The organism is Pyxidicoccus trucidator, from assembly GCF_010894435.1.
In the GTDB taxonomy this organism is placed as follows: domain Bacteria; phylum Myxococcota; class Myxococcia; order Myxococcales; family Myxococcaceae; genus Myxococcus; species Myxococcus trucidator.
This window is the reverse complement of the sequence record NZ_JAAIXZ010000003.1, coordinates 638,282-662,866: the sequence shown is the minus strand read 5'-3', so window position 1 is coordinate 662,866 and position 24,585 is coordinate 638,282. Positions and strand designations below refer to the sequence as shown.

19 protein-coding genes are annotated in these 24,585 nt (G+C 70.8%); 10 read left to right on the top strand and 9 right to left on the bottom strand.

What is annotated here, in order from left to right; translation table 11 throughout:
• Positions 1-15: 15 nt before the first annotated feature.
• Positions 16-2,712, top strand: a complete 2,697-nt coding sequence (locus G4D85_RS12705; protein WP_164011539.1) for a sensor histidine kinase — start codon at positions 16-18, stop codon at positions 2,710-2,712.
• A 38-nt stretch (positions 2,713-2,750) separates the two neighbouring features.
• Here G4D85_RS12705 and G4D85_RS12700 read toward each other — a convergent pair whose 3' ends face one another.
• Positions 2,751-3,296: a hypothetical protein gene (locus G4D85_RS12700; protein ID WP_164011537.1), complete on the bottom strand. Its 546-nt coding sequence runs from the start codon at positions 3,294-3,296 to the stop codon at positions 2,751-2,753.
• A gap of 136 nt (positions 3,297-3,432) precedes the next feature.
• Positions 3,433-5,460: a S9 family peptidase gene (locus G4D85_RS12695; protein ID WP_164011535.1), complete on the bottom strand. Its 2,028-nt coding sequence runs from the start codon at positions 5,458-5,460 to the stop codon at positions 3,433-3,435.
• 345 nt (positions 5,461-5,805) lie between these two features.
• Between G4D85_RS12695 and G4D85_RS12690 the strand changes: the two genes are divergently transcribed.
• A complete protein-coding gene (locus tag G4D85_RS12690) occupies positions 5,806-6,759 on the top strand; it encodes an acyl-CoA desaturase (protein ID WP_240359228.1) in 954 nt (317 codons plus the stop codon).
• Between the two features lie 15 nt (positions 6,760-6,774).
• On the opposite strand, the gene G4D85_RS12685 is transcribed toward G4D85_RS12690, so the two are convergent.
• Positions 6,775-7,434 (bottom strand): hypothetical protein, encoded by a 660-nt coding sequence (locus G4D85_RS12685; RefSeq protein WP_164011531.1) that lies wholly within the window; start codon positions 7,432-7,434, stop codon positions 6,775-6,777.
• Positions 7,435-7,734: 300 nt separating this feature from the next.
• Between G4D85_RS12685 and G4D85_RS12680 the strand changes: the two genes are divergently transcribed.
• Both G4D85_RS12680 and G4D85_RS12675 read left to right on the top strand, forming a co-directional pair.
• Complete coding sequence (locus tag G4D85_RS12680) at positions 7,735-8,370, top strand: hypothetical protein (RefSeq protein WP_164011529.1); 636 nt, start codon at positions 7,735-7,737, stop codon at positions 8,368-8,370.
• Positions 8,371-8,504: 134 nt separating this feature from the next.
• The gene (locus G4D85_RS12675) at positions 8,505-8,843 is read left to right on the top strand and encodes a hypothetical protein (RefSeq protein ID WP_164011527.1); all 339 of its coding nucleotides are present in this window, start codon (positions 8,505-8,507) and stop codon (positions 8,841-8,843) included.
• A 202-nt stretch (positions 8,844-9,045) separates the two neighbouring features.
• Here the strand turns inward: G4D85_RS12675 and G4D85_RS50270 are convergent, their stop codons facing one another.
• Both G4D85_RS50270 and G4D85_RS12665 read right to left on the bottom strand, forming a co-directional pair.
• On the bottom strand, positions 9,046-12,657 hold the full coding sequence (locus G4D85_RS50270; protein WP_164011525.1) for an ABC transporter permease/M1 family aminopeptidase: 3,612 nt from the start codon (positions 12,655-12,657) through the stop codon (positions 9,046-9,048).
• Positions 12,654-13,580: an ABC transporter ATP-binding protein gene (locus G4D85_RS12665; protein ID WP_164011523.1), complete on the bottom strand. Its 927-nt coding sequence runs from the start codon at positions 13,578-13,580 to the stop codon at positions 12,654-12,656. Before G4D85_RS12665 ends, G4D85_RS50270 begins: the two co-directional genes overlap by 4 nt.
• Positions 13,581-13,724: 144 nt before the next feature.
• Here G4D85_RS12665 and G4D85_RS12660 point away from each other — a divergent pair, with 144 nt between their 5' ends.
• Positions 13,725-14,180: a VOC family protein gene (locus tag G4D85_RS12660; protein WP_164011521.1), complete on the top strand. Its 456-nt coding sequence runs from the start codon at positions 13,725-13,727 to the stop codon at positions 14,178-14,180.
• A 3-nt stretch (positions 14,181-14,183) separates the two neighbouring features.
• Here G4D85_RS12660 and G4D85_RS50265 read toward each other — a convergent pair whose 3' ends face one another.
• From G4D85_RS50265 to G4D85_RS12645, 3 genes are all read right to left on the bottom strand, one after another.
• Positions 14,184-15,122, bottom strand: coding sequence for an alpha/beta hydrolase (locus G4D85_RS50265; protein ID WP_164011519.1), 939 nt, complete (start codon positions 15,120-15,122; stop codon positions 14,184-14,186).
• Positions 15,123-15,161: 39 nt separating this feature from the next.
• A complete protein-coding gene (locus tag G4D85_RS12650) occupies positions 15,162-15,761 on the bottom strand; it encodes a TetR/AcrR family transcriptional regulator (protein ID WP_164011517.1) in 600 nt (199 codons plus the stop codon).
• 66 nt (positions 15,762-15,827) lie between these two features.
• Complete coding sequence (locus G4D85_RS12645; RefSeq protein WP_164011514.1) at positions 15,828-16,268, bottom strand: group II truncated hemoglobin; 441 nt, start codon at positions 16,266-16,268, stop codon at positions 15,828-15,830.
• 170 nt (positions 16,269-16,438) lie between these two features.
• On the opposite strand from G4D85_RS12645, the gene G4D85_RS12640 reads away from it, so the two are divergent.
• Positions 16,439-18,892: a PAS domain-containing protein gene (locus G4D85_RS12640; RefSeq protein WP_205525526.1), complete on the top strand. Its 2,454-nt coding sequence runs from the start codon at positions 16,439-16,441 to the stop codon at positions 18,890-18,892.
• A gap of 8 nt (positions 18,893-18,900) precedes the next feature.
• Here G4D85_RS12640 and G4D85_RS12635 read toward each other — a convergent pair whose 3' ends face one another.
• Positions 18,901-19,785 (bottom strand): 5'-3' exonuclease, encoded by an 885-nt coding sequence (locus G4D85_RS12635; protein WP_164011807.1) that lies wholly within the window; start codon positions 19,783-19,785, stop codon positions 18,901-18,903.
• Between the two features lie 215 nt (positions 19,786-20,000).
• Between G4D85_RS12635 and G4D85_RS12630 the strand changes: the two genes are divergently transcribed.
• From G4D85_RS12630 to G4D85_RS12615, 4 genes are all read left to right on the top strand, one after another.
• Positions 20,001-20,360 (top strand): DUF4398 domain-containing protein, encoded by a 360-nt coding sequence (locus tag G4D85_RS12630; RefSeq protein ID WP_164011510.1) that lies wholly within the window; start codon positions 20,001-20,003, stop codon positions 20,358-20,360.
• A 26-nt stretch (positions 20,361-20,386) separates the two neighbouring features.
• On the top strand, positions 20,387-21,862 hold the full coding sequence (locus G4D85_RS12625; protein ID WP_164011508.1) for an OmpA family protein: 1,476 nt from the start codon (positions 20,387-20,389) through the stop codon (positions 21,860-21,862).
• Between the two features lie 197 nt (positions 21,863-22,059).
• Positions 22,060-23,664 carry a sensor histidine kinase gene (locus G4D85_RS12620; RefSeq protein WP_164011506.1) on the top strand — a complete coding sequence of 535 codons (1,605 nt, stop codon included), beginning with the start codon at positions 22,060-22,062 and terminating at the stop codon, positions 23,662-23,664.
• Positions 23,661-24,584 (top strand): response regulator, encoded by a 924-nt coding sequence (locus G4D85_RS12615; protein ID WP_164011504.1) that lies wholly within the window; start codon positions 23,661-23,663, stop codon positions 24,582-24,584. The genes G4D85_RS12620 and G4D85_RS12615 overlap by 4 nt, the downstream gene beginning before the upstream one ends.
• The last annotated feature ends 1 nt before the right edge of the window (position 24,585 follow it).

The window sequence follows — 24,585 nt, the reverse complement described above, 5'->3', positions numbered from 1 at the left end:
CTCGACGGGGGCGAGATGACCAGGTCGTCGGTATCCAAGCTGGAAGAGCCGTGGCGGTATGGGGCGCAGGCTCCAGAGGTGGAGGAGCGGCTGGCGCTGCTGGCCGAGGCCTCGCGGGTGCTGGCCGACGTCAGCCTGGAGCCCCCCGCCGTCATGGAGCGGCTGTGCGAGTTGGTGGTGCCCCTGCTGGGCTCGGCGTGCGCGCTGCGGCTGCTGTCCGAGGATGGCCGGTGGCTGCGCACCGTGGCGTCCGCGTCCGCCTCGCAGGAGGCCCGGCCCCTCTTCCAGTCCCTCATCGCCCCGGTGCTGCGCGCGGACGAGGGCCCGTCCGCCGACGCGCTGCGCTCGGGTGAGGCGCTGCGGGTGCCGCGCCTGGAGCTGGAGGAGCTGCGCCGCCTGGTGCCGCCCCAGCACCACGGGCTGCTGGAGCGCATCCCCTTCACCGCGTCGCTGGTGCTGCCGCTGCGCGCGCGGGGCCGGGGGGTGGGGACGCTCACCGTGTGGCGCGAGCCCTCGGCGGCGCCCTTCGAGGCGGGAGAGCGGCTGCTCCTACAAGAGCTGGCGGACCGGGCCGCGCTGGCGCTGGACGTGGCGCGCGCCTACGCGTCGGAGCGCCAGGCCCGGCAGGCGGCGGAGGTGGCCGCGGGACGGCTGAAGCGGCTGCAGCGGGTGACGGCGGAGCTGTCCCAGGTGCTCACCGCCTCGCGCGTGGCGGAAGTCGTGGTGGACCAGGGCGTGGACGCGGTGGGCGCGCGCAGCGGCGCGCTGTGGCTGGTGGAGCCCGGCGACGGCCACGCCCTCCTGCTGCGCTGCATGGGCGAGGACTCGCGCATGCTGTCCGGCGTCTTCGGGAAGGTGCCGCTGGAGGAGCCCTCGCCCATGACCGAGGCCATCCGCGAGGCGCGCCCGGTGTGGCTGGAGACGCCGGACGCGATGGCCTTCCGCTTCCCTGAGCTGGCCGAGCGCTGTGAGCAGGCGCAGGGGACGTCGGCGCCCTCGGCGGCGTGCCTGCCCCTGGCGGTGGACGGACGCGCGCTGGGAGCGCTGCAGTTCAGCTTCGCCGAGCCGCACGCCTTCGACGCGGACGAGCGCGCCTTCCTGGAGCTGCTGGCCCACCACGCCGCCCAGGCGCTGGCGCGCGCCCGACTGCTGGAGCAGGAGCAGCGCGCGCGCACCGCCCTGCGCGAGGCACACCAGACGCTGGCGGCCATCATCCAGGCGTCGCCCGCCGCCATCATGCTGCTGGACATGGACGGCACCGTGCGGCTGTGGAACCCCGCCGCGGAGCGGATGTTCGGGTGGACGGGCGACGAGGCGCTCGGACAGGTGGCGCCCATGGTGCAGCCCTCCCGCCAGGCGGAGTTCCGCCGCAACCTGGAGGGCGTGGAGCAGGGCCGCGCGCTGTCGGGCGTGGAGACGGTGTGGCAACGGCGCGACGGCACGCCCATCCAGGTGGCCCTGTGGACGGCGCTGCTGCGGCCTCCGGGGGGCCCGGCGCAGTGCCTGGGAATCGTCGTGGACATCACCGAGCGCCAGCGCAGCGAGGAGACGCAGCGCTTCCTCGCGGAGGCCGGCGGGGTGATTGCCGCCAGCCTGGAGCTGGAGGAGACGCTGGAGCGCGTGGCGCACCTGGCCGTGCCCGCGTACGCGGAGGCGTGCGGCGTGTTCCTCGCGGATGAGGCGGGCGTGCCCCGGTCCGCGGCCACGGCCACCTCGGGGCCGGAGGGCCGCGGCGTGCTGGCGGGCGTGCCGGACCCGGAGGTGGTGGCGCGAGTCGTCGCCTTTGGCGCGCCGGAGCTCTGCACGGGTTTCGAGGCGGACGCGCCCGGGGACGTGTGCCCCTCCGCGCGGGACTCCGGGCACGCGTGGCTGTGCGTGCCGCTGCAGGTGCGGGGACAACCCTTCGGGGCGATGACGTTCGTCACCTCGCGGCGGACATATGACGTGCAGGACCTGGCGCTGGCACTGGAGCTGGCGCGGCGCGCGGCGCTCGCCCTCGACAACGCGCGGCTGTACCGCGAGGCCCGGCAGGCCATCCGCCTGCGCGAGGAGTTCCTCTCCATCGCCAGCCACGAGTTGAAGACGCCCATCAGCGCGCTCCAGCTCCAGGTGCAGAGCCTCCAGCGCTCACCCGGGGACATCTCGCCGGAGCGACTGCGCCGGGGGCTGGAGATGGTGGACCGGCAGGTGAAGCGGCAGACCCAGCTCGTCAACGCGCTGCTGGACGTGTCCCGCATCAGCGCCGGGCGCCTGGAGCTGAGCCCCGAGCCGCTCGACTTGAGCGCGCTGGTGCGCGAGGTGGCCGAGCGCTTCGAGCCGGAGCTGACGCGCACCGGCACCGCGCTGGAGCTGGTGCTGGCGCCGGAGGCCACGGGACAGTGGGACAGGCTGCGGCTGGACCAGGTGCTGACGAACCTCGTCTCCAACGCGGTGAAGTACGGACGGGGCCAGCCGGTGCGGATGGAGCTGGCGGCCACCGCCGAGCGCGTGCGCCTGGACGTGCGCGACGCGGGCATCGGCATCGCCGCGGAGAACCTGTCGCGCCTCTTCCACCGCTTCGAGCGCGCCGTGTCCGAGCGCAACTACGGCGGCTTCGGACTGGGACTCTGGATTGCCCGGCAGATTGTGGAGGCCATGGGCGGCCACATCGCCGTGAGCAGCGAGCTGGGCGTGGGCTCCACCTTCACGGTGGAGCTGCCCCGGGGCGGGTGAGGGCCTCTGTCACGGGCCCCCACCCTCTCCCGATGGACCTACAGCGCGAGGAGCAGGATGACGGCCTTCTCCTCGGGCGTCGCGGCATGGAACTCGTCCGGCAGCCACACCTCGGAGGGCGGCGTGGAGGCGATGTCGCAGCTGCGCTTGCCGACGTAGAAGCGGCCGTCCTCCTGGGCCTTCAGCCGGTAGGTGCAGTCGCGGACGTAGACCGTCATCTCGCTGGGGCTCAGCTTCAGGTTCACCGGGCGCCCGCCGAAGCCGCCCTTGGCCACAATCGCGTCGCCCTCCTTGGTGACCTTAAGGTTCACCGTGGCGCCGCCGAGCGCGCCCCGCGCCTCACCGTCCTTCAGCTGCACGGCGACGGTGCCCAGGTAGGTGCGGCCCCGCAGCTCACCGGGCGCGCGCGTGAGCTGGAAGTCCTGCCCCGTCACCTCGCCAGGCGTGACGACCAGGTTGTACTGCTCACGGGCAATCCGCAGATTGATGGCGTCCTGTCGAGGCGCCGACACCGCGACCCCCGCCCCCAGCAGCACACCCACCACCAACACACCCCGGCGCAGCGGCATCAAAAAGCGCTTCATACGAAGTCCTCCTCGTCCCGAGTCCTAGCTCCGGGAGTCATAACGTCAGTGTGGGCACCGCATACCGGCCCGACATTCCACCCGGGCCAACCCCCTGGATTTGCTGGCCCGAGCGGTCCTCGCCTGCTCGCTTCAGCTACTTGGAGCCCGAGGCCCCGCCGCCCTGCGTCCGCGGGGCGCCGAGGTGTTTCTCCAAGAACATCAACGCGGTCAGCTGCGCGAAGTCGCGGTTGTCCTTCTTCTGGAAGCCGTGGCCCTCGTCGGTGGCCAGCAGGTACCAGACGTCCGCGCCGCGCTTGCGCACCGCCTGGACAATCTGCTCCGCCTCCGAGCGCGGCACCCGCGGGTCATTGGCCCCCTGCTGCACGTAGAGCGCCGCGCGAATCTTGTCGACGGAGCCCAGCGGGGAGATGCGCTCCTGCACCTTGCGGACTTCGGGGTCTCGCTCGTCGCCGTACTCGACGCGCCGCAAATCCTGCCGGTACGCCTGCGTGTTCTGGAGGAAGCTGCCCAGCGAGGAGATGCCCACCACGTCCACCGCGGCCTTGATGCGGTCCGGGTAGAAGGCCGCCGTCGCCAGCGTCATGTAGCCGCCGTACGAGCCGCCGTAGACGCCCACGCGCGCCGCATCCAAATCTTTGCGCGAGCCGATGAAGTCCAGCGTCGCGCCGATGTCCGCGAGGCTCTGCTCGCGCTTCACGCCGTCGTCCATGGCCCGGTACGCCTTGCCGTACCCGTTCGAGCCGCGCACGTTGGGCACCAGCACCGCCAGGCCCATCTCCGTCACCAGGAACTGATGGAGGTTGTTGAAGGTGGGCAGGCTCTGCGCCTCGGGCCCGCCGTGGAAGACGACGACGACGGGCACCTTCCCGGTGGCGCCCTTCGGCTTGTAGAGGAAGGCCGGCACCCGCACGCCGTCCGTGGACGGGTAGCGCACCAGCTCCGGCTCCACGAAGATTTCCGTGTCGATGCCGCCCACCTCCGAGCGCGTCCACCGCACCGGCTTGCGGCTCTTGAGGTCCACCGTCCATACGTCCAGGGGCGAGCGCGCATCGCCCAGCGAGAAGGCCAGCACGTCCGAGCGCAGGGAGGGGAAGCGCAGCGCGGTGACGACGCCCCTGGGCACCTCGAGCGGCGAGAGGGCCTGCGTGCGCGTGTCCAACAGGTACACCCGGCCATAGCCGTCCTCGTTGGTGCCCACCGCGAGCTGGCGGCCGTCCGCCGACAGCGACAAGCCCACCACGTTCCACCGCACCGACTTCGTCAGCGACGGAGGCGCCTCGGGGTACGGCGCCTTGGACAGCTCCAGGCGGTACAGCTCGGCGAAGTCGCTGTAGCGGTCCGTCACCAGGTACACGGACTGGCCATCCCTCGCGAAGATGGCGGAGCCGACGCTGCCCTTGCCCTCCTTCGGTGTGAGCTGGCGGCGCTCTCCGGACTGCACGTCCACCACGTGCAGGTCGGCGTCGTCCACGGCGCGCGACTGCGTCACCAGCAGCTTCGAGCCGTCCGACGAGAACTCCACCGGGAGCCACGTGCCCTCGGCCTCGGTAAGGCGGCGGGCCTTGCGTGGGTCGCTGGTGGGGGCCACGTAGACGTCCGTGTCCTTTCCGTTGCGGCCCGTGCCGCTGTACGTGAGCCAGCGGCCATCGCGCGACACGCGCAGCGTCTCGTGGCGGCTCTTGCCGTCCGTCAGCAGCTCCGAGCGGCCCGTGCGACGGTCCAGGCGGAACACCTGGAAGAACTCACCGCCACCCTTGTCCTGCAGGTAGTAGATGACCTGCGGGTTGCCGGGCTGGAAGCGCGCCTGGTTGATGGGCTCATCCGTGAAGGTGAGCTGCGTGCGCGCGCCCATGGGTGTCTCCACCACGTGGAGCTGGTTGGTGTCCGCGAAGCGCGTGGAGATGAGCACCTGCTTTCCGTCACCACTCACGTCCGCGAGCGCGGCGGCGCGGGCTTCCAGGTACTGGTCCACCCGCTGGCGCAGCTCGGGCGGCACCGGCGGCACGTTGCTTACCCAGAGGTTCGGCTGGCCGGGCAGTGCGGCGATGCCAGGCACCTGCGACGGCAGCTCCACACGCGCGGTGCTCGGCGGTGGCTTCGCGGGTGACGGCGCCTGTGCGGCGAGCAGCGACACGACGAGGGGAAGGGCTCCAAGGTTCATGGTGCGCGGACGCTAGCAGCGGCTCGCGCACCGGAGACAGTCGATGACCTCGGATGCCGCACCGTGGCGCGGCAGGCCTGCGATGACGTGCCGACTGCCCGACACTGCCCGCTCATGCGTAGACAGCCTGGCGCTGGTGCCGCGCTACGGCGTTTGGCCCGCGTGAGCTCCTGGAGCTTCTCCGCCGCTGAGGCCCTGGCGCTCCCTTGCCCCGTCCACGCCGTGGACGGCGCGCTGTGAACGGCGTTGACAGTGCCGCCCGCGTGCCCGTGCAACCGCGCGGAATCAGGCCCGGCCCTGGCTGGCAGGGCGCTTGCGATGGCCTCCCCTCAAAGGAGCAAGGCCATGGACACGCGGTGGGGCGAGGCGAAGCTGGACGGAGGCAGGGTGGCCCGCTGGGGACTGCTGCACGTGGGGGCACTCGTCGGCGGCGCGGTGTGCTTCTCGTGGAGCGCGGTGGCGGTGTTCGCCGTGCTGACGGCCGTGACGATGTGCCTGGGCGTGTCGGTGGGCATCCACCGGGGCCTCATCCACCGCGCCTTCCGCGCGCCACTCGCGGTGGAGCGGACGCTCGCGCTCGTGGGCGCGCTGGCGGGACTCGGCGGCGTCATCGGCATGAGCCGCATGCACCACCTGCGCGACTTCCACCAGAACCAGCCGGAGGCCGACTGCCCGCCGTACTTCGGCTACCGCGACGGCTTCGCACGCGTCATGGCCTATGCCCTCTTCCACACGTGGCACGCGCGGGACGCGGCCGTGTACCCGCCCGTGGAGCCTCGCGTGGAGCAGGACCCGTTCTTCCGCTTCCTGGAGCGCGCGGGGCTGTGGCTCCAGGTGCCGCTCGCGCTGGGGCTGTTCGCCCTCGGCGGGGCGTCGTGGGTGGCCTGGGGCGTGCTGGTGCGGCTGGCGCTCACGCAGGACGGCTTCTGGTGCGTCCACTACGTGAGCCACGTCGAGGGCGAGCAGCCCTATGAGCTTCCCGGCTGCGCCGAGCAGGGACGCAACGCGGGCTGGCTGGCGCTCGTGAGCATGGGCGAGTCGTGGCACAACAACCACCACGCGTACCCGGGCTCGGCGCAGATGGGGCTCGGCTGGCGGCAGCCGGACCCGGGCTGGTGGGCGGTGCGCGCGCTGGCCGCGCTCGGGCTCGTGCACGACGTGAAGGCGCTCGCGGACCTGCCGCTGCGCGAGGGGGCTCGGAAGCGGCCCGAGCCCCAGCGTCCCGCACGGCGTCACGGGGGCCGCAAGCCCCGGCCCCCCATGCGGCGCCAGGGAGGACCGCGCTGTCTTCCCGTGTGAGGCCGCGCCTGGCGCTCAGAAGGCCCAGCCCACCGACAGGTCCAGCCGCTCGCTCATGGACCAGGAGCGGTCGCGGGACTCGCTTTCGATAATTCCCCCATCGGAGCCAAGTTCCAGCATGCGCGACTTCGTGACGCTGCGAGCGGAGCGGGCCTCGAGCCCCGCTCCGAACTGGACGGCGAGCCCCCGTCCGACGATGGCGCTGTAGCCCAGGAGCGCGGCCCCGCTGACAGTCCACGACCGCCGATCGAACGTGTTGCCCACCGGCACCACGTCGGTTTCGCTCTTCGACTGAAAATGGGAGAGCCCGAGCCGGGGCGATACCCACAGCCCCTCGGGCGCGGTCCCCGTCAGGAAGACGCGGACTCTCGGCTCGACTCCCAGCAGGAAGCCGGTCTGGCCGGACTTCGGGCCGAAGCCACTCCCATCGGGGAGCGCGAGCCGGGTCTCCGCATGGGAGAGGCCCGTCCGCAGGCCCAGGCCCACGGACAGGCGCGGGCCGACGACCCGCTCTCCCTCCACTTCGAGCACCCTGTCTCCGAAGAGCGGCATGATGGAGAGGCCCAGAATCGTCCGCTGCGCCTCGGGTGCCGGCGTGCCCGGCTCCACGGTGTCCTCGGCGAGCGCGGACGTGGACAGCAGTGCGGTCATCAACAGCGTGTGAATGTGCTTCATCGGTGAAAGCCCCCTCTTGAGCGCATGGACCCGACGGTCCGGATGTGCCCGGACGCTTTGCAACCGGCGTGCACAACGTCTCGCCAGAGGAGGAGCGGCGGCTCACGGCGCCTTGCCGTGCCACCGTGTCACGACGGCGCGCACGACACCTGCCACGCTGACACGCGTGGCGGAGACTCCGCCGGCACGGATGGCCACCGTGAAAAACGTCCGCTGCACGCGAAATGAACCCCCGCATTTTCGTTCCTGACTCCGTCTCTTTAGTGGGGCGATTGCAGCTTGAAGGGGGAGGTAGTCGACATGATGCGTTCTCGTTTGCTCGTGGCCGTGATTGCGCTGTCCGCTCTGACCGCTTGTGGGGGTGACGAGAATGAGGAGGGGGGCGACACGAAGAATGACCCGCCCGCGCAGCAGGAGGACCATCGCGCGAACGTGACGGGGAGCTACACCCTCACGGGGACGATGCGGTTCGTCGTCAACGGCGAGTCGGAGACCGGCAACGTGCAGGACACGCTCGACATCGAGAAGGACACGGCCTCCGCTTCCAAGGCGTCACTCAACCTCGACATCGGCTCCATGGGCTGCGGCCCTCGCGCGTCGATGAGCGGAGAGCGGTCCTTCACCGTGAGGGCGACGACGTGCCCGATGCCCCCGAATAACGGCTGCACCTGGACGTTGGAGTTCACCCAGGGCACCGGCCTCATGAATGCCGGCGGCTCGCTTCAGACGTCGCTCCAGGGAACGCTGACGGGCCGGTGCAGCGCGGGGACGGCCAAGGCCGACTTCTTCATGGACCTGAGTGGCCCGCGAAATGGCCAGTCCCTGCCCGACACCCGGGTGGACGCGCTCACGGGCGCCCGTCCCTCCGAGACGGGTGGGACTCCCGCCGTGCTGCGGGCCGCGATGCAGCAGCTGGCCAGCTCCGTCCAGCAGTAGCGGCAACCGCGGTTGCTCCGAGCGAGCCGCTCCACGGACACACCGTGGAGCGGCCCCTCACCGGGCACTCTCCGCCCGCCCATATCAACTCAAAACAGGCATCCAGTGCCTGACCGTTGCAGACTGGACCCGCTATGAATCGATGGAAGGTGGCTTTCTTCGGAGTGCTGGGCTTGTGGGCGCTGACACTGGTCGTCGGGGCGTACGCGACGGTGGATTCGGCCGTCTCTTCGACCTACGTGGGCGAGGGTTATGCCGACTGCGAGGCGCACCGCGACTGGCTCGACGCGATGCTGCGCGAGCAGGTGACGCGCACGGAGGTGAAGGCGGCGCGCCCCAAGGTGACGCGCACCGTGGCGGACCACAGCTACGAGCTGGAGCCCGGTGACGTCAGCGTTCACTACGACGCGAGCGGCCGCTACACCTCTTCCCAGCTCGGCGCGAGCACCACGCCGGGATATACGCCGGAGTAGCCGCGCCCGCGCTCCGCTTGAGACGTGAGCCAGGGCGTGGGCCCTGGCTTGCGGAGCGGGCCGCACCGCCCTTACAGCTTCGGCGCAGCAACCTCACGCCGGGCGGAGCGGGCCTCACCGCCGTCACAGCTTGAGCGCCGCGACCTCGCGCCGGAGTGAGCCAGGGCGCCGGCCCTGGCTCACGGGGCAGGCCGCACCGCCCTCACAGCTTCAGCGCCGCGACCTCGCGCCGGAGCTGGAGCACTCGCACGTCCGGGTCCACCACCCACTGCTCGGGAGCGAAGTCGGCGCGCACCGTCACCTCCGCCTTCTCCCCTGCCCCGAGCACCACCGTCGTCCGCGCCTCCCGGTAGTCCGGTGACGGCTGTGCCGGTCCCTTCGCGGCCTCTTCCTCCGTCCGCTCCGGGAAGCGCTCGCCCTTCACCGCGGCCACCTCCACCGGCATGCGCCCGCTGCCCGCGTTCTCCACCGTCACCGTGGCCACCCACTGTCCGCCCTCCTGCTTCACGTTGGCGGCGGACAGCCGGTACTCCGGCACGTGCACTTCGTGGAACCACTGCTGGACGAAGGCGTCATAGGCCGCCGCGTCCCGTGCGAAGGGCCGCATCGCCGCGGTGAAGTCCTGCAGCACCGGATGGTCCGCGTCGCTCATGCGCTGGTTCAGGAACGCCTGGATGCCCGCATGCATCTGCTCGCGGCCCAGCAGCCCTTCCATCATCCAGAACACCCAGCCGCCCTTGTCGTAGAGGACGGTGTTGTCGCCCTCGCGCGTGTTGTCCAGCTTCACCAGCGGCTGCTCCGCGTCCACGCGCCGGTTCTTCGCGTAGCGCTCCTCCAGCCGCTTCGCGATTTCCATCCGCACGGCGGGCCCCTCCAGCTGCTCCACCAGCTTCAGCGACGAGTAGTGCGACGTGCCCTCCGACAGCACCTCGCCCCCCGGGCCCTTGCCGGGGATGAGCATGTTGCCCCACCACTGGTGCGCCGCCTCGTGCGCGGTAATCAGCAGCACCGCGTTCGCCTTCGGCGTGCTCTTCGTCAGGAAGCCGATGCTCTCCGAGAAGGTGATGTTGGTGGCGAAGCCCTGCGCGTACGTGTCCAGGCCGGGGAACTCGGACAGCTTCAGTTCCTTCCACGGATACGGGTGGAACCACTCCGAGTAGTACCGGCGCGCCGCATCCAGCCCGCGCCGCATCTGCTCCACGTTGTAGCCGTGCCCGGGGTGGTGGAAGACGGCCGTGCCCTCACCGCGCAGCACCACCCACTTCCCCGCGACGATGTTGAACATGCTCATCGGGTGGTCGCTCTTCCACACGCTGGCGCGGCGGCCGTCCTTCACCTCGTCGCTCTCCAGCACGCCCACCGAGTTGAGCGTGTACTCCGCCGGACCCGTCACGCGGATGCGCGTGGTGAACGGCGTCCCCGTGCCCCACGCGGGCTCCGTCGGCCCCTCGTAGTACCGGTCCGGGTACACGCGCGGCTCGTACTTGTTCTCCTTCGGGTCGATGCCGATGTCCTCCCGGTAGCCAATCACCGGGGCGAACGTCGGGTTGAAGCTGGTGAGCACCACCCCCGACGGCAGGATGAACTCCTCCACGTCCCCGCCGTCCTTCGTCGCGCCCCGGGGGAAGTGGCCGTGGTACTCGAAGCCCACGCGCAGCACCGCGCCCGGCTGCATCGGCGCGGCCGGCCGGAAGACGTACAGCCGCGAGCGGTCCTCCGGCGTGGACTCCTTCCCGTCCACCGTCCAGCGCACGTCCTCCCAGTGGTCTCCGCCAGTGAGGGCGAAGGCGTCCAGCGGCGTCGCGTGCCGGTTCACCAGCGTGTACGTGCCGCGCATGCGGAACGTGCCGGCCTCCGGCTCCAGGTCCACGTCCAGGTCCACGTCCTGAAGCGCGGGCTGCGGCGCGTCCTTCCACGTGGCCAGGTTCTTCTGCCAGTACTCCTTCGCGCGCTTCTTCGCCGCGTCCCCCTGCCAGCCCTGCCCCACCTGCACCGCCGCGCCGATGAGCGCCACCGCCGGCACCACCGCCCACGGGGCCAGCCGCCACGCGCCGCGCAGCAGGCCGCCGGGCTTCAGCCGCTCCAGCGTGCTCACCGAGTCCGTCGCCCGCCGTCCGTCCAGCCGCACCGCCAGCGCCGCGAAGAACGCGGCCAGCCCCAGCGCGCCAAGCCGGTTGAGCACGAGCGCCGTCCGGTCCACCTCGAACGGCCCCAAATCGGACCACTTCACCGAGCCCCACAGCGGCCAGTTCGTCGCCCAGTTCAGCTCGCCGCGCACCGCCGCGAAGCCGGTGAGGCACAGCGCCGCCAGCGCCAGCCCGTACGCACCGAAGCGCCCACCCGTCACCGCGCGCGCCGCCAGCACGAAGCACGTCCACAGCACGAAGGTGGGGAGCAGCAGCAACCCCCAGACGATGACGAAGGGCGCCACCATCACCGGCACCTTCCCCTGCGCCAGTTGCACCAGCGTCGCGGCCAGCCACACCGCCGCCATCAGCGAGACTCCGACGAGGCTGTTCGCGAGCGCCTTGCCCAGCAGCACCGACAGCGTGCGCACCGGCGTGGCGTCATGGATGGGCGCGAAGAAGACGGCGCGCTCCCGCTCCAGCGACTCCACCGTGTAGAACATGAGCAGCAGGCACACGAGCACCGACGCCTGCCCCATGCTCCGCACCGCGAAGTGCCCCGGCGACGTCAGCAGCGGCGTGTCGAACGGCCCCACCGCGTTGAGCGACTGCACCACCATCTGCAACAGGATGATGGGCACGAAGAGGTAGAGCCCCGGCTGCGACAGCAGGCCGCGCACCTCGGCGCGCGCCACCGTCCACAGCCCCGACAACAGCCCCGGCGGGCGAACCTCCATCCCCAGCGAGGCGAGCGACGCCTCCTCGCGCACGGTCCCCACCGGCGTGGCGGGCGGCGCGTCCGCCAGCGTCTTCCCCTTCGCGGCCCGCACCGGCGCGCCTCGCAGCCCATGCGCCACGTGACGCGCGCTCCACGCCACGCCCGCCAGCCCTACGGCGATGAAGCCCAGCCGGCTGAGGACGAAGAGCGCGTCCAGCCCCACGCGCTGCGTGTTGTAGAACTCCACGCCCCGGTCGACCTTCACCCACGTCTCGCTCAGCCAGCGCAGGCCCGCGGGCTCCAGTGCCATGAGGAGCCGGTTCACCTTCGGGTCCAGCCACCCGGGCGACCAGTCCCAGAGGAAGAACGCGCAGACGAACATCATCACCACGGGCAGGAAGTAGACGAGCACCGGCCGCCGCGTCAGCTCGCCCACCGTGAAGGCCATGCCCGCGGTGAAGACGAGCAGCGGCACGCTGAAGAAGAGCGCCGGCCGCACGTAGTTGAGCAGCGACAGCGGGCCCCGGTACTCCGCGTTCTCTCCCGCGGGCACCACGTGGTGGAAGAACACCATGAAGGCCACCAGCGCCACCAGCGCCAGGCCATACGCGGCCAGCACCGCCAGGAACTTGCCCCACACGTACTCGCGCGGCGTCAGCGGCGTGGTGTGGAGGATGGGGCCCACCCGCGCCTCGTCGTCCGCGATGACGCCCATGCCGGCGCCCACCGAGACGAAGAACGTGTAGAGGAGGAAGGTGAGGAAGATGAGCGTCTGCGAGACGGCGAACTCGCTCGTCACCCACGCCTTCTGTCCACCCACCTGGCTGGCTCCGGACTCAATCGTCACGTTGCCGGAGGACAGGCCCCACACCACCAGGAAGGTGATGACCAGCAGGATGACGAACAGCGGGCGGCGCACCTGGTGCGCCAATTCCGTGCGCACCACGGTGCCCAGCCGTTGGGCCTTCATCGTGCCACCTCATGGACGACGGGCGCCGTGGACTCAGCGGGCGTGGCGGCCTCGCGCGTGTCCTTCATCAAGAGGAGGTAGGCGTCCTCCAGCGTGGGCGTCACGCGCTCGAAGCCAGCGGGCACGGCGCCGCCCGGCTCGTGGATGCGCACGCGGTTGCGGCCCTCGAAGAGCACGGCCTGCGTGACGCGGCGGGTGCGCTGGAGCTCGGACAGCTCCGCGGCGGACGCGGTGCCCTCGAAGATGGTGCCGGCAATCGCGGCCTTCGCCTCGGTGGGAGACGTAATCGCCACCACGCGGCCCTGGCGGATGACGGCGAAGCGCGGGCACAGCATGGCCACGTCCTCGACGATGTGCGTGGACAGCAGCACCGTGCGCTCGTGGGCCACCTCCGCCAGCAGCCGGTAGAAGCGCAGCCGTTCCTCCGGGTCCAGGCCGGCGGTGGGCTCGTCGACGATGATGAGCTTCGGGTTGCCCGCCAGCGCCTGCGCAATCCCGAGCCGCTGCCGCATGCCGCCCGAGTACTCCTTCACCTTCCGCTTCGCAGCGAAGGTGAGGTTGACGCGCTCCAGCAGCTCCGCGCACAGCTTCTTCAGCCCCTGCTGCGCGGTGACGCCCTTGAGCTTCAGGAGGTACAGCAGCATCGCCTCGCCCGTGAGGTACGGGTAGAAGCCGAACTCCTGCGGCAGGTAGCCCAGGTGGGGCCGCAGCGCCTCCGGGTTCCGGACGATGTCCAACCCGTCCAGCGTCACCTCTCCCGAGGTGGGCTCCAGCAGGCCCGACAGAATCTTCATCAGCGTGGACTTGCCGGCGCCGTTGGGCCCCAGCAGCCCGAACATGCCGCGCGGCACGTCCAGGTCCACACCCCGCAGGGCGGCCACGGGGCCCGGGTACACCTTCACCAGATTGCGCAGGGAGAGCATGGCCCCATGTACGCCTGGAGGGGCCACCTCATTTCCATTTCAGTAGCGCACACCTCTACTGAACATGCTTGCAGCCTACCCGCCGCGTCGCGCAGTCTCCCGCTCCCCGCGTGGCGCGGGGCCCCAACCCCAGGAGGAAGACTCATGCCCAAGGCGATTCCCGACGGATACCACACCCTCACGCCGCACTTCGCGCTGCGCGACGCGGCGAAGGCCATCGAGTTCTACAAGGCCGCGCTCGGCGCCATCGAGCTGTACCGGATGCCCATGCCGGGCGGGAAGATTGCCCACGCGGAGCTGCAGATTGGCGACGCGCGCTTCATGGTGGCGGACGAGATGCCCGAGTGGGACAACAAGAGCGCGAAGACCTTCGGCGGCTCGCCGATGGGCCTCATGATCTACACGGAGAACGTGGACGCGCTCGCCGAGCGCTTCGTGAAGGCCGGCGGCAAGCAGGTGCGGCCGCTGGAGAACCAGTTCTACGGCGACCGCTCCGGCTCGTTCGAGGACCCCGAGGGCTACAGGTGGATGCTCTCGCAGCACGTCGAGGACGTGTCGCCCGAGGAGATGCAGCGCCGCATGGAGAAGATGGGCGCGTAAGGGTCAGCGCCCGGGCACCATGCGCAGGTGCCCGCGCGGAGGCTCCGCCGAGGCCAGCAGCTCCAGCGTCGGCCACGCATTGCGCGGGCGGCCCTCCGATAGGAAGGCCACCGCGGGCGCCACCACCTCCGGCGCGTAGAGGATGCGGTGGTGGCCCAGCCCCTCCGTGCGCGTCAGCTTCGCCCCCGGCCACGCACGGGCCACCGCCTCACCCGCCTCCACCGGCACCTCCCTGTCCCCCACGTCGTGGAAGATGCGCAGTGGCACCTGCAACAGGGGTACGAAGTGGGGGAGCACCATGTCCCGCAGCCGCATGTCGAAGCGCGCCTCGAGTCGCGCCGACAGCCGCTTCTGGATTCCCTCGGAGAAGCCCAGCATCTTCCCGAAGGCGCGGACGGCCCAGCGCGGGTCCGTCGGCGGAGAGAGGAACACCGCGCGCTCCACCTTCAGCCCGTCCCGCATGGCCAACGCCGTGGCCGCCGCGCCCAGCGAGTGCGCCACCACCGCATACGGCCCGCCCGTGGCACGCGCCACCCGCGCCACCATGTCCGCCATTTCCGGCAGCGAGCTGAGACGCCCGGACGAAACCCCGTGCCCCGGCGCGTCGTACGTCACCACCGAGAAGCCCGCCTGCACCAGCGGCGCCACGTAGGCCGTGAGCTGCCCGCCGTAGCCGCTCCACCCGTGCACCAGCAGCACCCGGGGGCCCTCGCCCCAGCTCCACACCGACACCCGCTCGCCCCCCAGCTTCAGCACCCGCCGCTGCCCCTGCGCCAGCACCTCCTCGGCCGTGCGCGAGCGCCGCGTCCGCCGGGGCGAACGGAACAACCGCTCCGCCCACGCCGCCGCCACCCCCGGCGCCACCACCCCCAGGCCCCTCGCCGTGGCCCGGATTCCCGTCAGCGTCAGTTTCGTCCGAACGTTCGTGCTATTTTCTGCCATGATGAGGTCCTCCTCGGAAGGACACAGGAAGAAAGCCAATCAGGTGCTGGGGTTGCGGGCGGCGACGAGCAGCGCCTCGAAGGCACGCCGGGCGCGCGTCTCCGCCTGCGGGTCCTTCATCAGCCGCTGCGAGTGGTGGAAGCCGAGCATCGCCGCGTACTCGTCATGGGCGAACTGCTCCACGTCCACGTCCTTGCGGAAGTGGCCCTCGGCCACGGCGATGCGGGCGGCCTGCGCCAGGCAGTCCAGCCAGTCTCGCTGGCTCTGCACCAGCGTGTCCCTCGCGGGCCCCGGCGCGTCGTCCAATTCCGCCGCCGCCGCCACGAAGATGCAGCCGCCCTCGAAAATCTTGTCCCTGTCCCAGGTGAGCCAACCCTCGAAGAGGGCCCGGACACGGGGCTCGCCACGCGGTCGCGTCAGGGCCGGGCGGACGACGCGCTCCGTGAAGACCTCGGTGGCCGTCTGCAGCACCTGGACCTGGAGCTCCGCCTTGGACTTGAAGTGCGCGAACAGGCCGCTCTTGGAGAGGCTCAATTCCTCCGCCAGCCCGCCGATGCTCAGCCCCTGCAGGCCCACCCGGCTCGCCAGCCGGATGGCCGTCTCGAGGATGGTCTGGTGCGTGAGCTCGCCCTTGCGCATGCCCTATATCTAGAACGACCGTGCTTTTTCTGCAAGCCCATCGACGGGGGCGCCTGGGGAGGCGGCTCAACCCTCGGTGTTGCGGAGGAAGTCCGCCACCTGGGCGAAGCGCTCCTCCAGGAAGCGGCGCAGGCCGCCCGTGACGCCCCGGGCATCCAGGGCCTTGTGCATGGAGCGCAGCCAGGCGTCGCGCATCCCGGTGTCCACGGGCAGGTGGCCGTGGCGCATGCGCAGCCGGGGGTGGCCGTGGCGCTCCATATAATGTTGCGGGCCCCCCAGCCAGCCGACCAGGAAGAGGCCGAAGCGCTCGCGCGTGCCCACATTCACCCGGCCCTGCTCGTCCAATTCATGCAGCCGGGCCAGGGCGGGCTCGTCGGCGTCCATGGCGTCGTAGAAGGCGTGGGCCAGCGCGCGCACCGCCTCCTCGCCACCGAGCCGCAGGTACGGCGTGTCGTCAAGGGTGGGTACCCAGTCATCCGAGGGGGGCAGCTTCAGCTCAACGGGCATGGCTTCCTTCAACGTCGGGGAAGAAGGACACCCATCCTGACGGCATGGGGCGCGACGTGCACCTGGGATGGATGTATGTCAGCAGGGGGAGCAAGGTGCCGGGCGGTGCACACCTCCCGTGATGGTTCATTGACCTCTGAAAGAGGCGGTTGCTAAGGCCAGGAATCTCAGTGAGCCCCTCCTCCGGAGTCCCATCGTCCAGCGCACCCCTCCTGCCCTCCGTGTGGGTGCTCGACGACAGCCCCGCCGAGACGGACGCCATCCGCCGCGCCCTGGTGCCGACGTGCCAGGTCCTCACCTTCGCGGACGGAGCGGTGCTGCTGGAGGCCCTGGGGCAGCGGGCCGCGCCCGAGGTGCTGGTGGTGGACTGGTTCCTCCCGGGGATGACGGGCCTGGAGGTGTGCCGCTTCCTGCGCAGCAACCCCGCCACCGCGCACCTGCCGGTGCTGCTGCTCACCGCCAACACGCGCCCGGAGGACGTGGTGGAGGGGCTGTCGGCCGGCGCCAATGACTACGTCTTCAAGCCCTTCCGCCCGGCGGAGCTGTCCGCGCGGGTGGGAGCGCTGGCGAGCTGGGAGCGCACGCGGAGACAGGTGCTGGAGGACGAGCGCGCGCGGCGCCTGCTGGCCGAGGGCACGCTTTCGGAGGTGCAGGCCGCCGAGGAGCGCGCCTGGCGCAGCGAGCTGCGCTTCCGCCTGGCCGCACGCGCCTCGCGGGACGCGGTGTGGGAGTGGGACCCGCGCACGGGCGCCGTGGACTGGACGAGCGGCGTGCACGAGGTGTTCGGCTACCCCCCCGCGGCCGTCCGGGACGTCTTCGAGTGGAAGGTGGAGCACCTGCACCCGGAGGACCGCGCGCGCGTGGTGCGCAGCCTGGAGACCACGCTGGCCGGCACCGAGCACGAGTGGCAGGACACGTACCGCTTCCGGCGCGCCAACGGTACCTGGGCGCACGTGGTGGACCGCTGCCACATCGTCCGCGACTCGAAGGACAAGGCGGTGCAGGTGGTGGGGGCGATGCAGGACGTCACCGAGCGCCATGAGGCGGAGGCCGCGCGCACCCGGCTGCTGGAGCTGGAGCGCCGCGCCCGCGAGGAGGCGGACCGGCAGCGGGCCATGCTGGCCACCCTCTTCGAGCAGGTGCCCGCGCTGCTCGGCGTGCTGAGGGCGCCGGACCAGCGCTTCGTGGTGGCCAACGCGCGGATGCGGCAGATCCATGGGAACCGGCCGCTGGTGGGGCGTCCCATCCGCGAGGCCCTCTCCGAGCTGGAGGGCCAGGGGTTCCTGGAGCTGCTGGACACGGTGTTCGCCACCGGAGAGCCCTTCAGCGCCCGGGAGATGCCCGCGCGCCTCGACCGGCGCAACGACGGCGAGCTGTCCGAGGGCTACTTCGACTTCATGTACCAGCCGATGCTGGACACGGCGGGCCAGGTGGAGGCCGTCATCCTCTTCGCGGTGGAGGTGACGGACACGGTGCTGGCGCGGCGCAAGGAGTCCGAGCTGGCCGGAGCGCTGCGCGAGAGCGAGCAGCGGCTGCGCTCGGCGCTGGCCGCGGCCAACGTGGGGACGTGGCGGCTGGACCTGGGCACGCGGCTGAACCTGCGCGACGCCAACTTCAACCGCATCCTCGGGCTGGAGCCGAAGGAGACGCTGTCGCCGCTGGAGGACTTCTTCGCGCGCATCCACCCGGAGGACCGGCCGGGCATCGAGGAGGCCATCGGGCGCGCCATCCGCGAGCGGGGAGTGCTCGAGGCCGAGTACCGCATCCTCCGGACGGACGGCGCGGTGCGGTGGATTCGGGACCAGGGGCAGGTGCTGCTGGACGCGCGGGGCGAGCCCACGCACCTCACCGGGGCGCTGGCGGACATCACCGAGCCGAAGCGGCTGACGGCGGAGATGCGCGAGCGGGCGGACTTCGAGCGGCAGCTCATCGGGATTGTGAGCCACGATTTGCGCAACCCGCTGAGCGCGATAACGCTGGCGGTGTCGGTGGTGCTCCAGCGCGGCGGGCTGGACGACCGGATGGAGCGGCACGTGCAGCGCATCCAGCGCTCGGCGGAGCGCGCGACGGGGATGATTCGTGACTTGCTGGACTTCACGCGGGCGCGGCAGGGCGGAGGGATTCCGGTGTTCCCCCGGCCGGCGGACCTGCACGAGGTGGCGCACGCGGTGGTGGACGAGGTCCACGCGGCCTCGCCGGGCCGGAAGCTCGTGGCGGAGCAGTCGGGGAACGGCGCGGGGACGTGGGACCCGGACCGGCTGGCGCAGGTGCTGAGCAACCTGCTGGGCAATGCGCTGCAGTACAGCCCGCCGGACTCGCCGGTGCGGGTGGTGTCGCGCGGCCTGGAGGACGGGGTGGTGCTGGAGGTCCACAACGAGGGGGCGCCGATTCCCCCGGAGCAGCAGCCGCGCATCTTCGAGCCGCTGGAGCGGGGCGCGGAGCGGCCGGAGGACCGCGGCGGGCGCAGCATCGGCCTGGGGCTCTACATCGTCCGCAGCATCGTCCAGGCGCACGGCGGCACGGTGGAGGTGCGCTCCTCGGCTGAAGAGGGCACGACCTTCACGGTGCGCCTGCCGCGCCATGCGCCCTCGGCGCTCGTGCCTCGGGACGTGGCGGCGGGGTAGACGCGCCGCTATTCGACCCAGCGCTTCGGGCGGCGCTTGATGGTGGTGAGGCCCAGGCGGTCGCAGAGCGCCTCGAACGTCCCTCGCGGCACGCCCTTCCACTCCAGGTCCGCGAGCGACGCCGTGCCCGGCAGGGGCGCATCCGTCACCACCGTGGCCAGCTTGCGGTACAGCAGCGCCGCCTCGCGGTGCTCACGCAGCGTGGCGGCCAGCTTCTCCGCGCCTCGCGGCCGCACCGTCCACGCCGACGCGTCGTCCGGAATCTTCTCCAGGTGGCCGTACGCGCCCAGCAGCGCCGACGCGCCCTTCTCACCGAAGCCCGGCAGCCCGGGGATGCCGTCCGCGTCGTCGCCCATCAGCGCCAGCAGGTCCGGCACGCTCGCGGGCAGCACGCCCAGCCTCGCGCGCACGCCCTCCTCGTCGAACTCCTTCTCCTGCCGCCGGTCCACCTGCACGACCTTCTTCCCGCGCACGCACTGGCCCAGGTCCTTGTCCGGCGTCATCACCCGCACCTGCTCCACCTGGCCGGCGAAGCGCGCCGCGGCCGTGGCCAGCGCGTCGTCCGCCTCGTGCTCCTTCATGGACCACGCCGTGACGCCCAGCGCGCGCACCGCCTCCTCCGCCAGGTCGAACTGCGCGAGCAATTCCGGCGGCACGCCCTCCTCGCTCTTGTACCCGGCGAACAGCGCGTTGCGGAACGAGCGGATGGGGTTGTCGAACGCCACCGCGAGGTGCGTCACCGACTCGGCCGGCTCGTGCAGCAGCATGAGCAGCGACGACATCAACCCCACCGTCGCCTTCACGTCCTGCCCTCCCGGGGCCGCATGGCCGGGCCGGGGCGAGAAGTGGGCGCGGAACAACTCATAGGTACCGTCCACCAGGTGCAGGCGCATGTGCTCCGTGTACCTCTCCGCGCCCACCACGGCCAGTCTTCGGGCGGTCCGTGGCAAGGGACTTCACACTCGGGGGCGAGGCGGGCCGCGCCTGCCCGGCTGCTCGACGGGCGGTTCTGTCGCAGGCGGATTGCCGGCCTGGAGGGGCGGCCTCACCTCTGGCATTGGGCGCGGCGTCTCCGCGCCCGGTGCTGCCTTACGGCTGGAGGTGAACCGTGCGCCCGAAGCTGCTTGCCGCCCTGCTGTGCCTGACCTTTGTCGGGTGCGCCGGACAGCGTGTCATTCCCGTTCCCACTGAGCGCCGCGTCGAGGCAGAGGCCTCGTTGAAGGCCGCGGAAGGCGCGGGCGCGGCCCGCGTCCCCGAGGCCGCCCGGCACCTCGAGTACGCCCGGCAGCAGCTTGCCGCCGCCGAGCGGCTGCTCGTCGAGGGCGAGCAGGAGGCCGCGGAGCTGCGCTTCCGACAGGCCGAGGCCGACGCCGACCTGGCGCACGCGCTGGCCCGCTCCGTCCCCATGGAGCAGCAAGCGCGGCGGACCACCCAGCAGGCCGAGTCCCTGCGTCGCGGACTCCAGTGAGCCGCCCACCCCGAGAGGAGAGCGTCATGGTGCGTTGGAAGCATGGATGGAAGGCCCTCGTCGGGGCCACGGCGTTGGTCGCGGTGGGCTGCGCGAGCGGACCGCCGCCGCGAGAGCTGATTGACGCGCGCGCCGCGTATGAAGGCCTGTCCACCAGTCCCCAGGCCCGCGAGCGTCCGCAGGATGTCGCCGAGGCCCATGAGGCGCTGCTGGAGGCCGAGCGGGAGTATGACAACAGCAAGGACTCGCCCCGGGCGCGCTCGCTGGCGTACGTGGCGTTGCGCAAGGCGGAGACCGCGAACGCCCTGGGCTCCGCGGACCTCTGGGCACGCCGACAGGCGGAGGCCCAGGCGTCGCTCCAGAAGTCGCAGGCAATCCAGCAACAGCGCGCCCAGTCGGAGCTGAATGCCGCGAGGCAGCAGCTGGCCCAGGCCGAGCGTGAGCGGCAGGAGGCCATCGCGCAGCAGCAGCGGGCGTCGCAGATGGCGCAGTCGCAGCAGGCGGAAGCCGCGCAACTGCGGGCGGATGCTCAGCGGCGCCAGCAGGAGGCGGAGCGGCTGAAGGCCCAGGCCCAGCAACGGCAGACGGAGGCGCAGCAGCTGGCCCAGGAGACGTCGCGGCGCCAGTCGGAGGAGCAGCGCCGCATGCAGGCCGAGGCCGAGGCGCTGAGACTGACGCAGCAGAACCAGGAGCTCCAGCAGCGCGCGGCGCAGATGGAGTCCGAGCGGCAGGCGCAGATGGAGTCCGAGCGGCAGGCGCGGGTGCAGGCCGAGCAGCAGGCGGAGGCGGAGCGGCAGGCGCGCGTGGAAGCCGAGCGGAAGGCGACCGAGGCGCTGACGCGGCTGGATGAGACGGCGAAGGACCTGAAGGTGCGGGAGGAGGAGCGGGGCCTGGTGCTGACGCTCTCCGGCAGCGTGCTCTTCGCCTCGGGCGCGGTGGACCTGCTCCCGGCGGCGCGAGACAGGCTGTCCGAGGTGGCGGACGTGCTGAAGGAGACGAAGAACCCGCTGCTCATCGAGGGCCACACGGACTCGCAGGGAGCGGACGCCTTCAACGAGGACCTGTCCTACCGCCGCGCCGAGCGCGTGCGTGAGTTCCTCACCTCGCGAGGGGTACCGGCCGAGCGCATCAACGTTCGTGGCCTCGGTGAGTATCGGCCGGTGGCGAGCAACAGCAGCCCCGAGGGCCGGGCCAACAACCGGCGCGTGGAAATCATCATCGAGCGCGACCAGCAGGCCACGGGCGGCAGCGGAGAGCAGCAGGGCACGGGCGGTACGGGCTCGCAGGCTCCCGAACAGGGCGGCTCGCAGGCACAGCCGCAGGGCGGCTCGCAGGCACAGCCGCAGGGCGGCACGGGTGGCAGCGGGCAGCAGGACGTGGGCACCGGCGAGTCCGCCACGCCAAGTGGAAGTGGCTCGCTGGACGATGACCTCCAGGAAGGCGCCACCCCGCCCCAGCCCGGTGCACAGCCGGGACAGAGCGACACGCAGCCTCCGCGCTGACGGACAGGCGCACGTGAAAATCCTCGGACCCTCGCGGCTATGGATGGCCGTGAGGGTCCGAAGCATTTCCAGGTTTCGCAGAGTCCCAGTGGCACTGCAGAGCGCTTGGGTTCCTACGTCTGAACGGATAAGCCAGTGCCCACCTCAACGGAGCGCCTGGGAGTCGCACGTTCTCCAGGCGGGCAGCGGGTGGGTCCATGAGCTTCATCGAAGACGTGAAGAGTTATCTGCGGCGAGTCCATGACTCGGAAGCGATACGGGACAGCACGCCACCCATCATCCTGGAGCCCGAATGGATCCGCGCTGAAACCATCCGTCTCCTTGAGCGATTGGAACGCGAAGCTCCAGAGCCGCACTCCCGAGCGACTTTCGAGAACACCCATTCACAGTGGATGAACGGAGAGCGGGCTGTAGCATTCGCCCACCACCTTTCCATTCTTCTCCAGGAAAGTTTCTTGCGAGGTGCTTCACGGGCCGAACTGGAAGAACACGTTCGACTGGCCATCGCCAAGCGCATCGGGCTTGAAGAACGCGCGGCATCAATGACACGGGACCTTGAGTTGAAGCGCCTCTCCGCTTCGGCATGGCGCCAGGCTGTTTCGCCAGTAGACGAATGGGAGGACTGGCAGTCCATTCCTGACTACGCCCGCGAGATTCGCGCGACTCGCATTGTGAATGGCCGCGTCGAAGTGACTCCCATCGGAAATGTTCTGCTCTCCCTCACGGGGCGCGATGCGGTGCAGTGGCTCCTGAACGTCGAGGTCGCGCAGTCTACTGGCGTGGAAGACGACTGGCGGCTGAGTCGTGAAGCCGCAGCGGAGCTGCTAAAGACCCCTCGATTCGACGATCCACCAGAATACGGACGTGTATTCGCCCCGGGGTTGTCCTGGTCCACCCTGCGCCGGTTATGGGCACTCGGGTTGTTGCAGCGCCTACATGAGATGGCCGTAGAAGAGGGTCAGCCCAACATGTTCGGCTACGAGCTCCTCGACATGGGAGTCCGTGCACTGGAAGCCCTGCTCGCCCCCAACGGCACGCCCTTATCTGTTCTCGCCGCCACACTCAGCCAGGATGAAGCCCTCGCTGCGCTGGAGGACAGATCCGGCCGGACGCTCGCGGAGGCCAGCCTCAATACCTCCGCCATGGCCACCGCCCGTCAGGCCCGCTTGGTCGCGCATGAAATCCGCAACGCCCTCATCCCCGCGCAGGTCGCGCTGAGTTCTCTCTACGGAACACTGTCCGGCAGCAGCGCGGAAACAGAGCTCACGGCCTTCCGGCGCCGCATCGACCCCGGCATCACGCGCGTCCTCAAGTTCGTCAACGACCTGCTCAAGACCTCCGAGCTGGCCACCCGGCCTCCCGAGGCCTTCAACCTCGTGCGCGCCGTCATCGACGCCAAGACCAGCATCACCACCTCCCTGGGCATCGGCGTGACTGGCTCCCTGGACCTCCCCTCCGTGCTCGGCTACCGCGAGCGCTTCGTCCTCGCCGTGGTCAACCTCCTGCGCAACGCCGAGCAGGTCGGCGCGAAGAACGTCGAAATCACGGTGACTCCCGAGGACGACGGCCAGAACCTCCTCCTGCGCGTGGACGATGACGGCCCGGGTGTCCCCACCGAGCACCGCGAGCGCATCTTCCAGCGAGGTGTCACCCTCCGCACAGGTGGCGCGGGTGAAGGACTCGCCCCCGTAAAGGAGGTCATCGAGTTCGAGCTTCGTGGGAAGCTCGCCTGCGTGGACAAGCCCGGAGGCGGCGCCCGCTTCCAGATGCGACTCCCGGTGGCAGAGAGGAGCCTGCGATGATTTCCCTGGGCAACGTGCTGGTCGTCGACGACGAACAACCGTTCTTCGAGACGTACCGCGACCTCCTGCACCGCGAGGGCTACTACGTCGTTCAGGCTGCGAGCCGCCACACTGCCCTGGAGAAGCTCCGCGCCTCCACCTGGGACGTGGTGATTCTCGACCAGCGCCTTCGCGGGGAACTCGGTGGCGACGCGGGCATCGACCTCCTCTCGGAAATCGTTCCCACCGGCGCCAAGGTCATCGTCGCCACGGCCTACGCCGACGAGCGGATGATTGAGCGCGCCTTCAAGGACGGCGCCTACGACTACCTGGAGAAGCTGCCCACCCTCCCGATGATGTTGCGCATCAAGGTCCGCAACGCCTCGGAGACCGTGCGGGAGCGGCGCCGCGCCGCGCTGACCGAGACGGAGCGAGAGAAGGAGATCCGCAACCTCTGGGCCGCCGTCCGCACCGAAGCCGACCGCAACCGCAAGGGCCAGCTCCTCGAGGACCTCATGGTCCTCCTCTTCAGGACGGTGCCGGGCTTCATCCACGTGGAGACCCGTCGCAAAGGGCCCGAGGAGGAGCTCGACCTCTTCATCCGCAACGAGTCACCCGAGCCGTTCTGGGCCCATGACAGGTCCCAGTACCTCATCGTCGAGTGCAAGAACTGGTCGAAACCCGCCGGGCCCAATGAGCTGGTCGTCTTCCGGGACAAGATGCTGAACCGCGGAGGCCGCTGCCACCTCGGCTTCTTCGTCGCCGTCGGTGGCTTCACGGAGGGTTTCTCCTCGCGCTCCGCCACGTTCCGCAAGGACGACCTGCTCGTCGTCCCCATCGGCCCCTCGGACCTCGATGAACTGGTCAACGCCACGGACCGGAACGCCGTGCTGAAGAAGCTCCATGGCAACGCGGTCATGGCGGGCAATGGCCACCACTGAC

Coding starts and splice junctions, on each gene's coding strand:
- G4D85_RS12620 (WP_164011506.1), top strand. CDS start 22,060: ATGAGCTTCATCGAAGACGTGAAGAGTTATCTGCGGCGAGTCCATGAC.
- G4D85_RS12675 (WP_164011527.1), top strand. CDS start 8,505: ATGAATCGATGGAAGGTGGCTTTCTTCGGAGTGCTGGGCTTGTGGGCG.
- G4D85_RS12625 (WP_164011508.1), top strand. CDS start 20,387: ATGGTGCGTTGGAAGCATGGATGGAAGGCCCTCGTCGGGGCCACGGCG.
- G4D85_RS12690 (WP_240359228.1), top strand. CDS start 5,806: ATGGACACGCGGTGGGGCGAGGCGAAGCTGGACGGAGGCAGGGTGGCC.
- G4D85_RS12615 (WP_164011504.1), top strand. CDS start 23,661: ATGATTTCCCTGGGCAACGTGCTGGTCGTCGACGACGAACAACCGTTC.
- G4D85_RS12705 (WP_164011539.1), top strand. CDS start 16: ATGACCAGGTCGTCGGTATCCAAGCTGGAAGAGCCGTGGCGGTATGGG.
- G4D85_RS12695 (WP_164011535.1), bottom strand. CDS start 5,460: ATGAACCTTGGAGCCCTTCCCCTCGTCGTGTCGCTGCTCGCCGCACAG.
- G4D85_RS12700 (WP_164011537.1), bottom strand. CDS start 3,296: ATGAAGCGCTTTTTGATGCCGCTGCGCCGGGGTGTGTTGGTGGTGGGT.
- G4D85_RS12635 (WP_164011807.1), bottom strand. CDS start 19,785: ATGCGCCTGCACCTGGTGGACGGTACCTATGAGTTGTTCCGCGCCCAC.
- G4D85_RS12665 (WP_164011523.1), bottom strand. CDS start 13,580: ATGCTCTCCCTGCGCAATCTGGTGAAGGTGTACCCGGGCCCCGTGGCC.
- G4D85_RS12685 (WP_164011531.1), bottom strand. CDS start 7,434: ATGAAGCACATTCACACGCTGTTGATGACCGCACTGCTGTCCACGTCC.
- G4D85_RS12680 (WP_164011529.1), top strand. CDS start 7,735: ATGATGCGTTCTCGTTTGCTCGTGGCCGTGATTGCGCTGTCCGCTCTG.
- G4D85_RS12650 (WP_164011517.1), bottom strand. CDS start 15,761: ATGCGCAAGGGCGAGCTCACGCACCAGACCATCCTCGAGACGGCCATC.
- G4D85_RS12645 (WP_164011514.1), bottom strand. CDS start 16,268: ATGCCCGTTGAGCTGAAGCTGCCCCCCTCGGATGACTGGGTACCCACC.
- G4D85_RS12660 (WP_164011521.1), top strand. CDS start 13,725: ATGCCCAAGGCGATTCCCGACGGATACCACACCCTCACGCCGCACTTC.
- G4D85_RS50270 (WP_164011525.1), bottom strand. CDS start 12,657: ATGAAGGCCCAACGGCTGGGCACCGTGGTGCGCACGGAATTGGCGCAC.
- G4D85_RS50265 (WP_164011519.1), bottom strand. CDS start 15,122: ATGGCAGAAAATAGCACGAACGTTCGGACGAAACTGACGCTGACGGGA.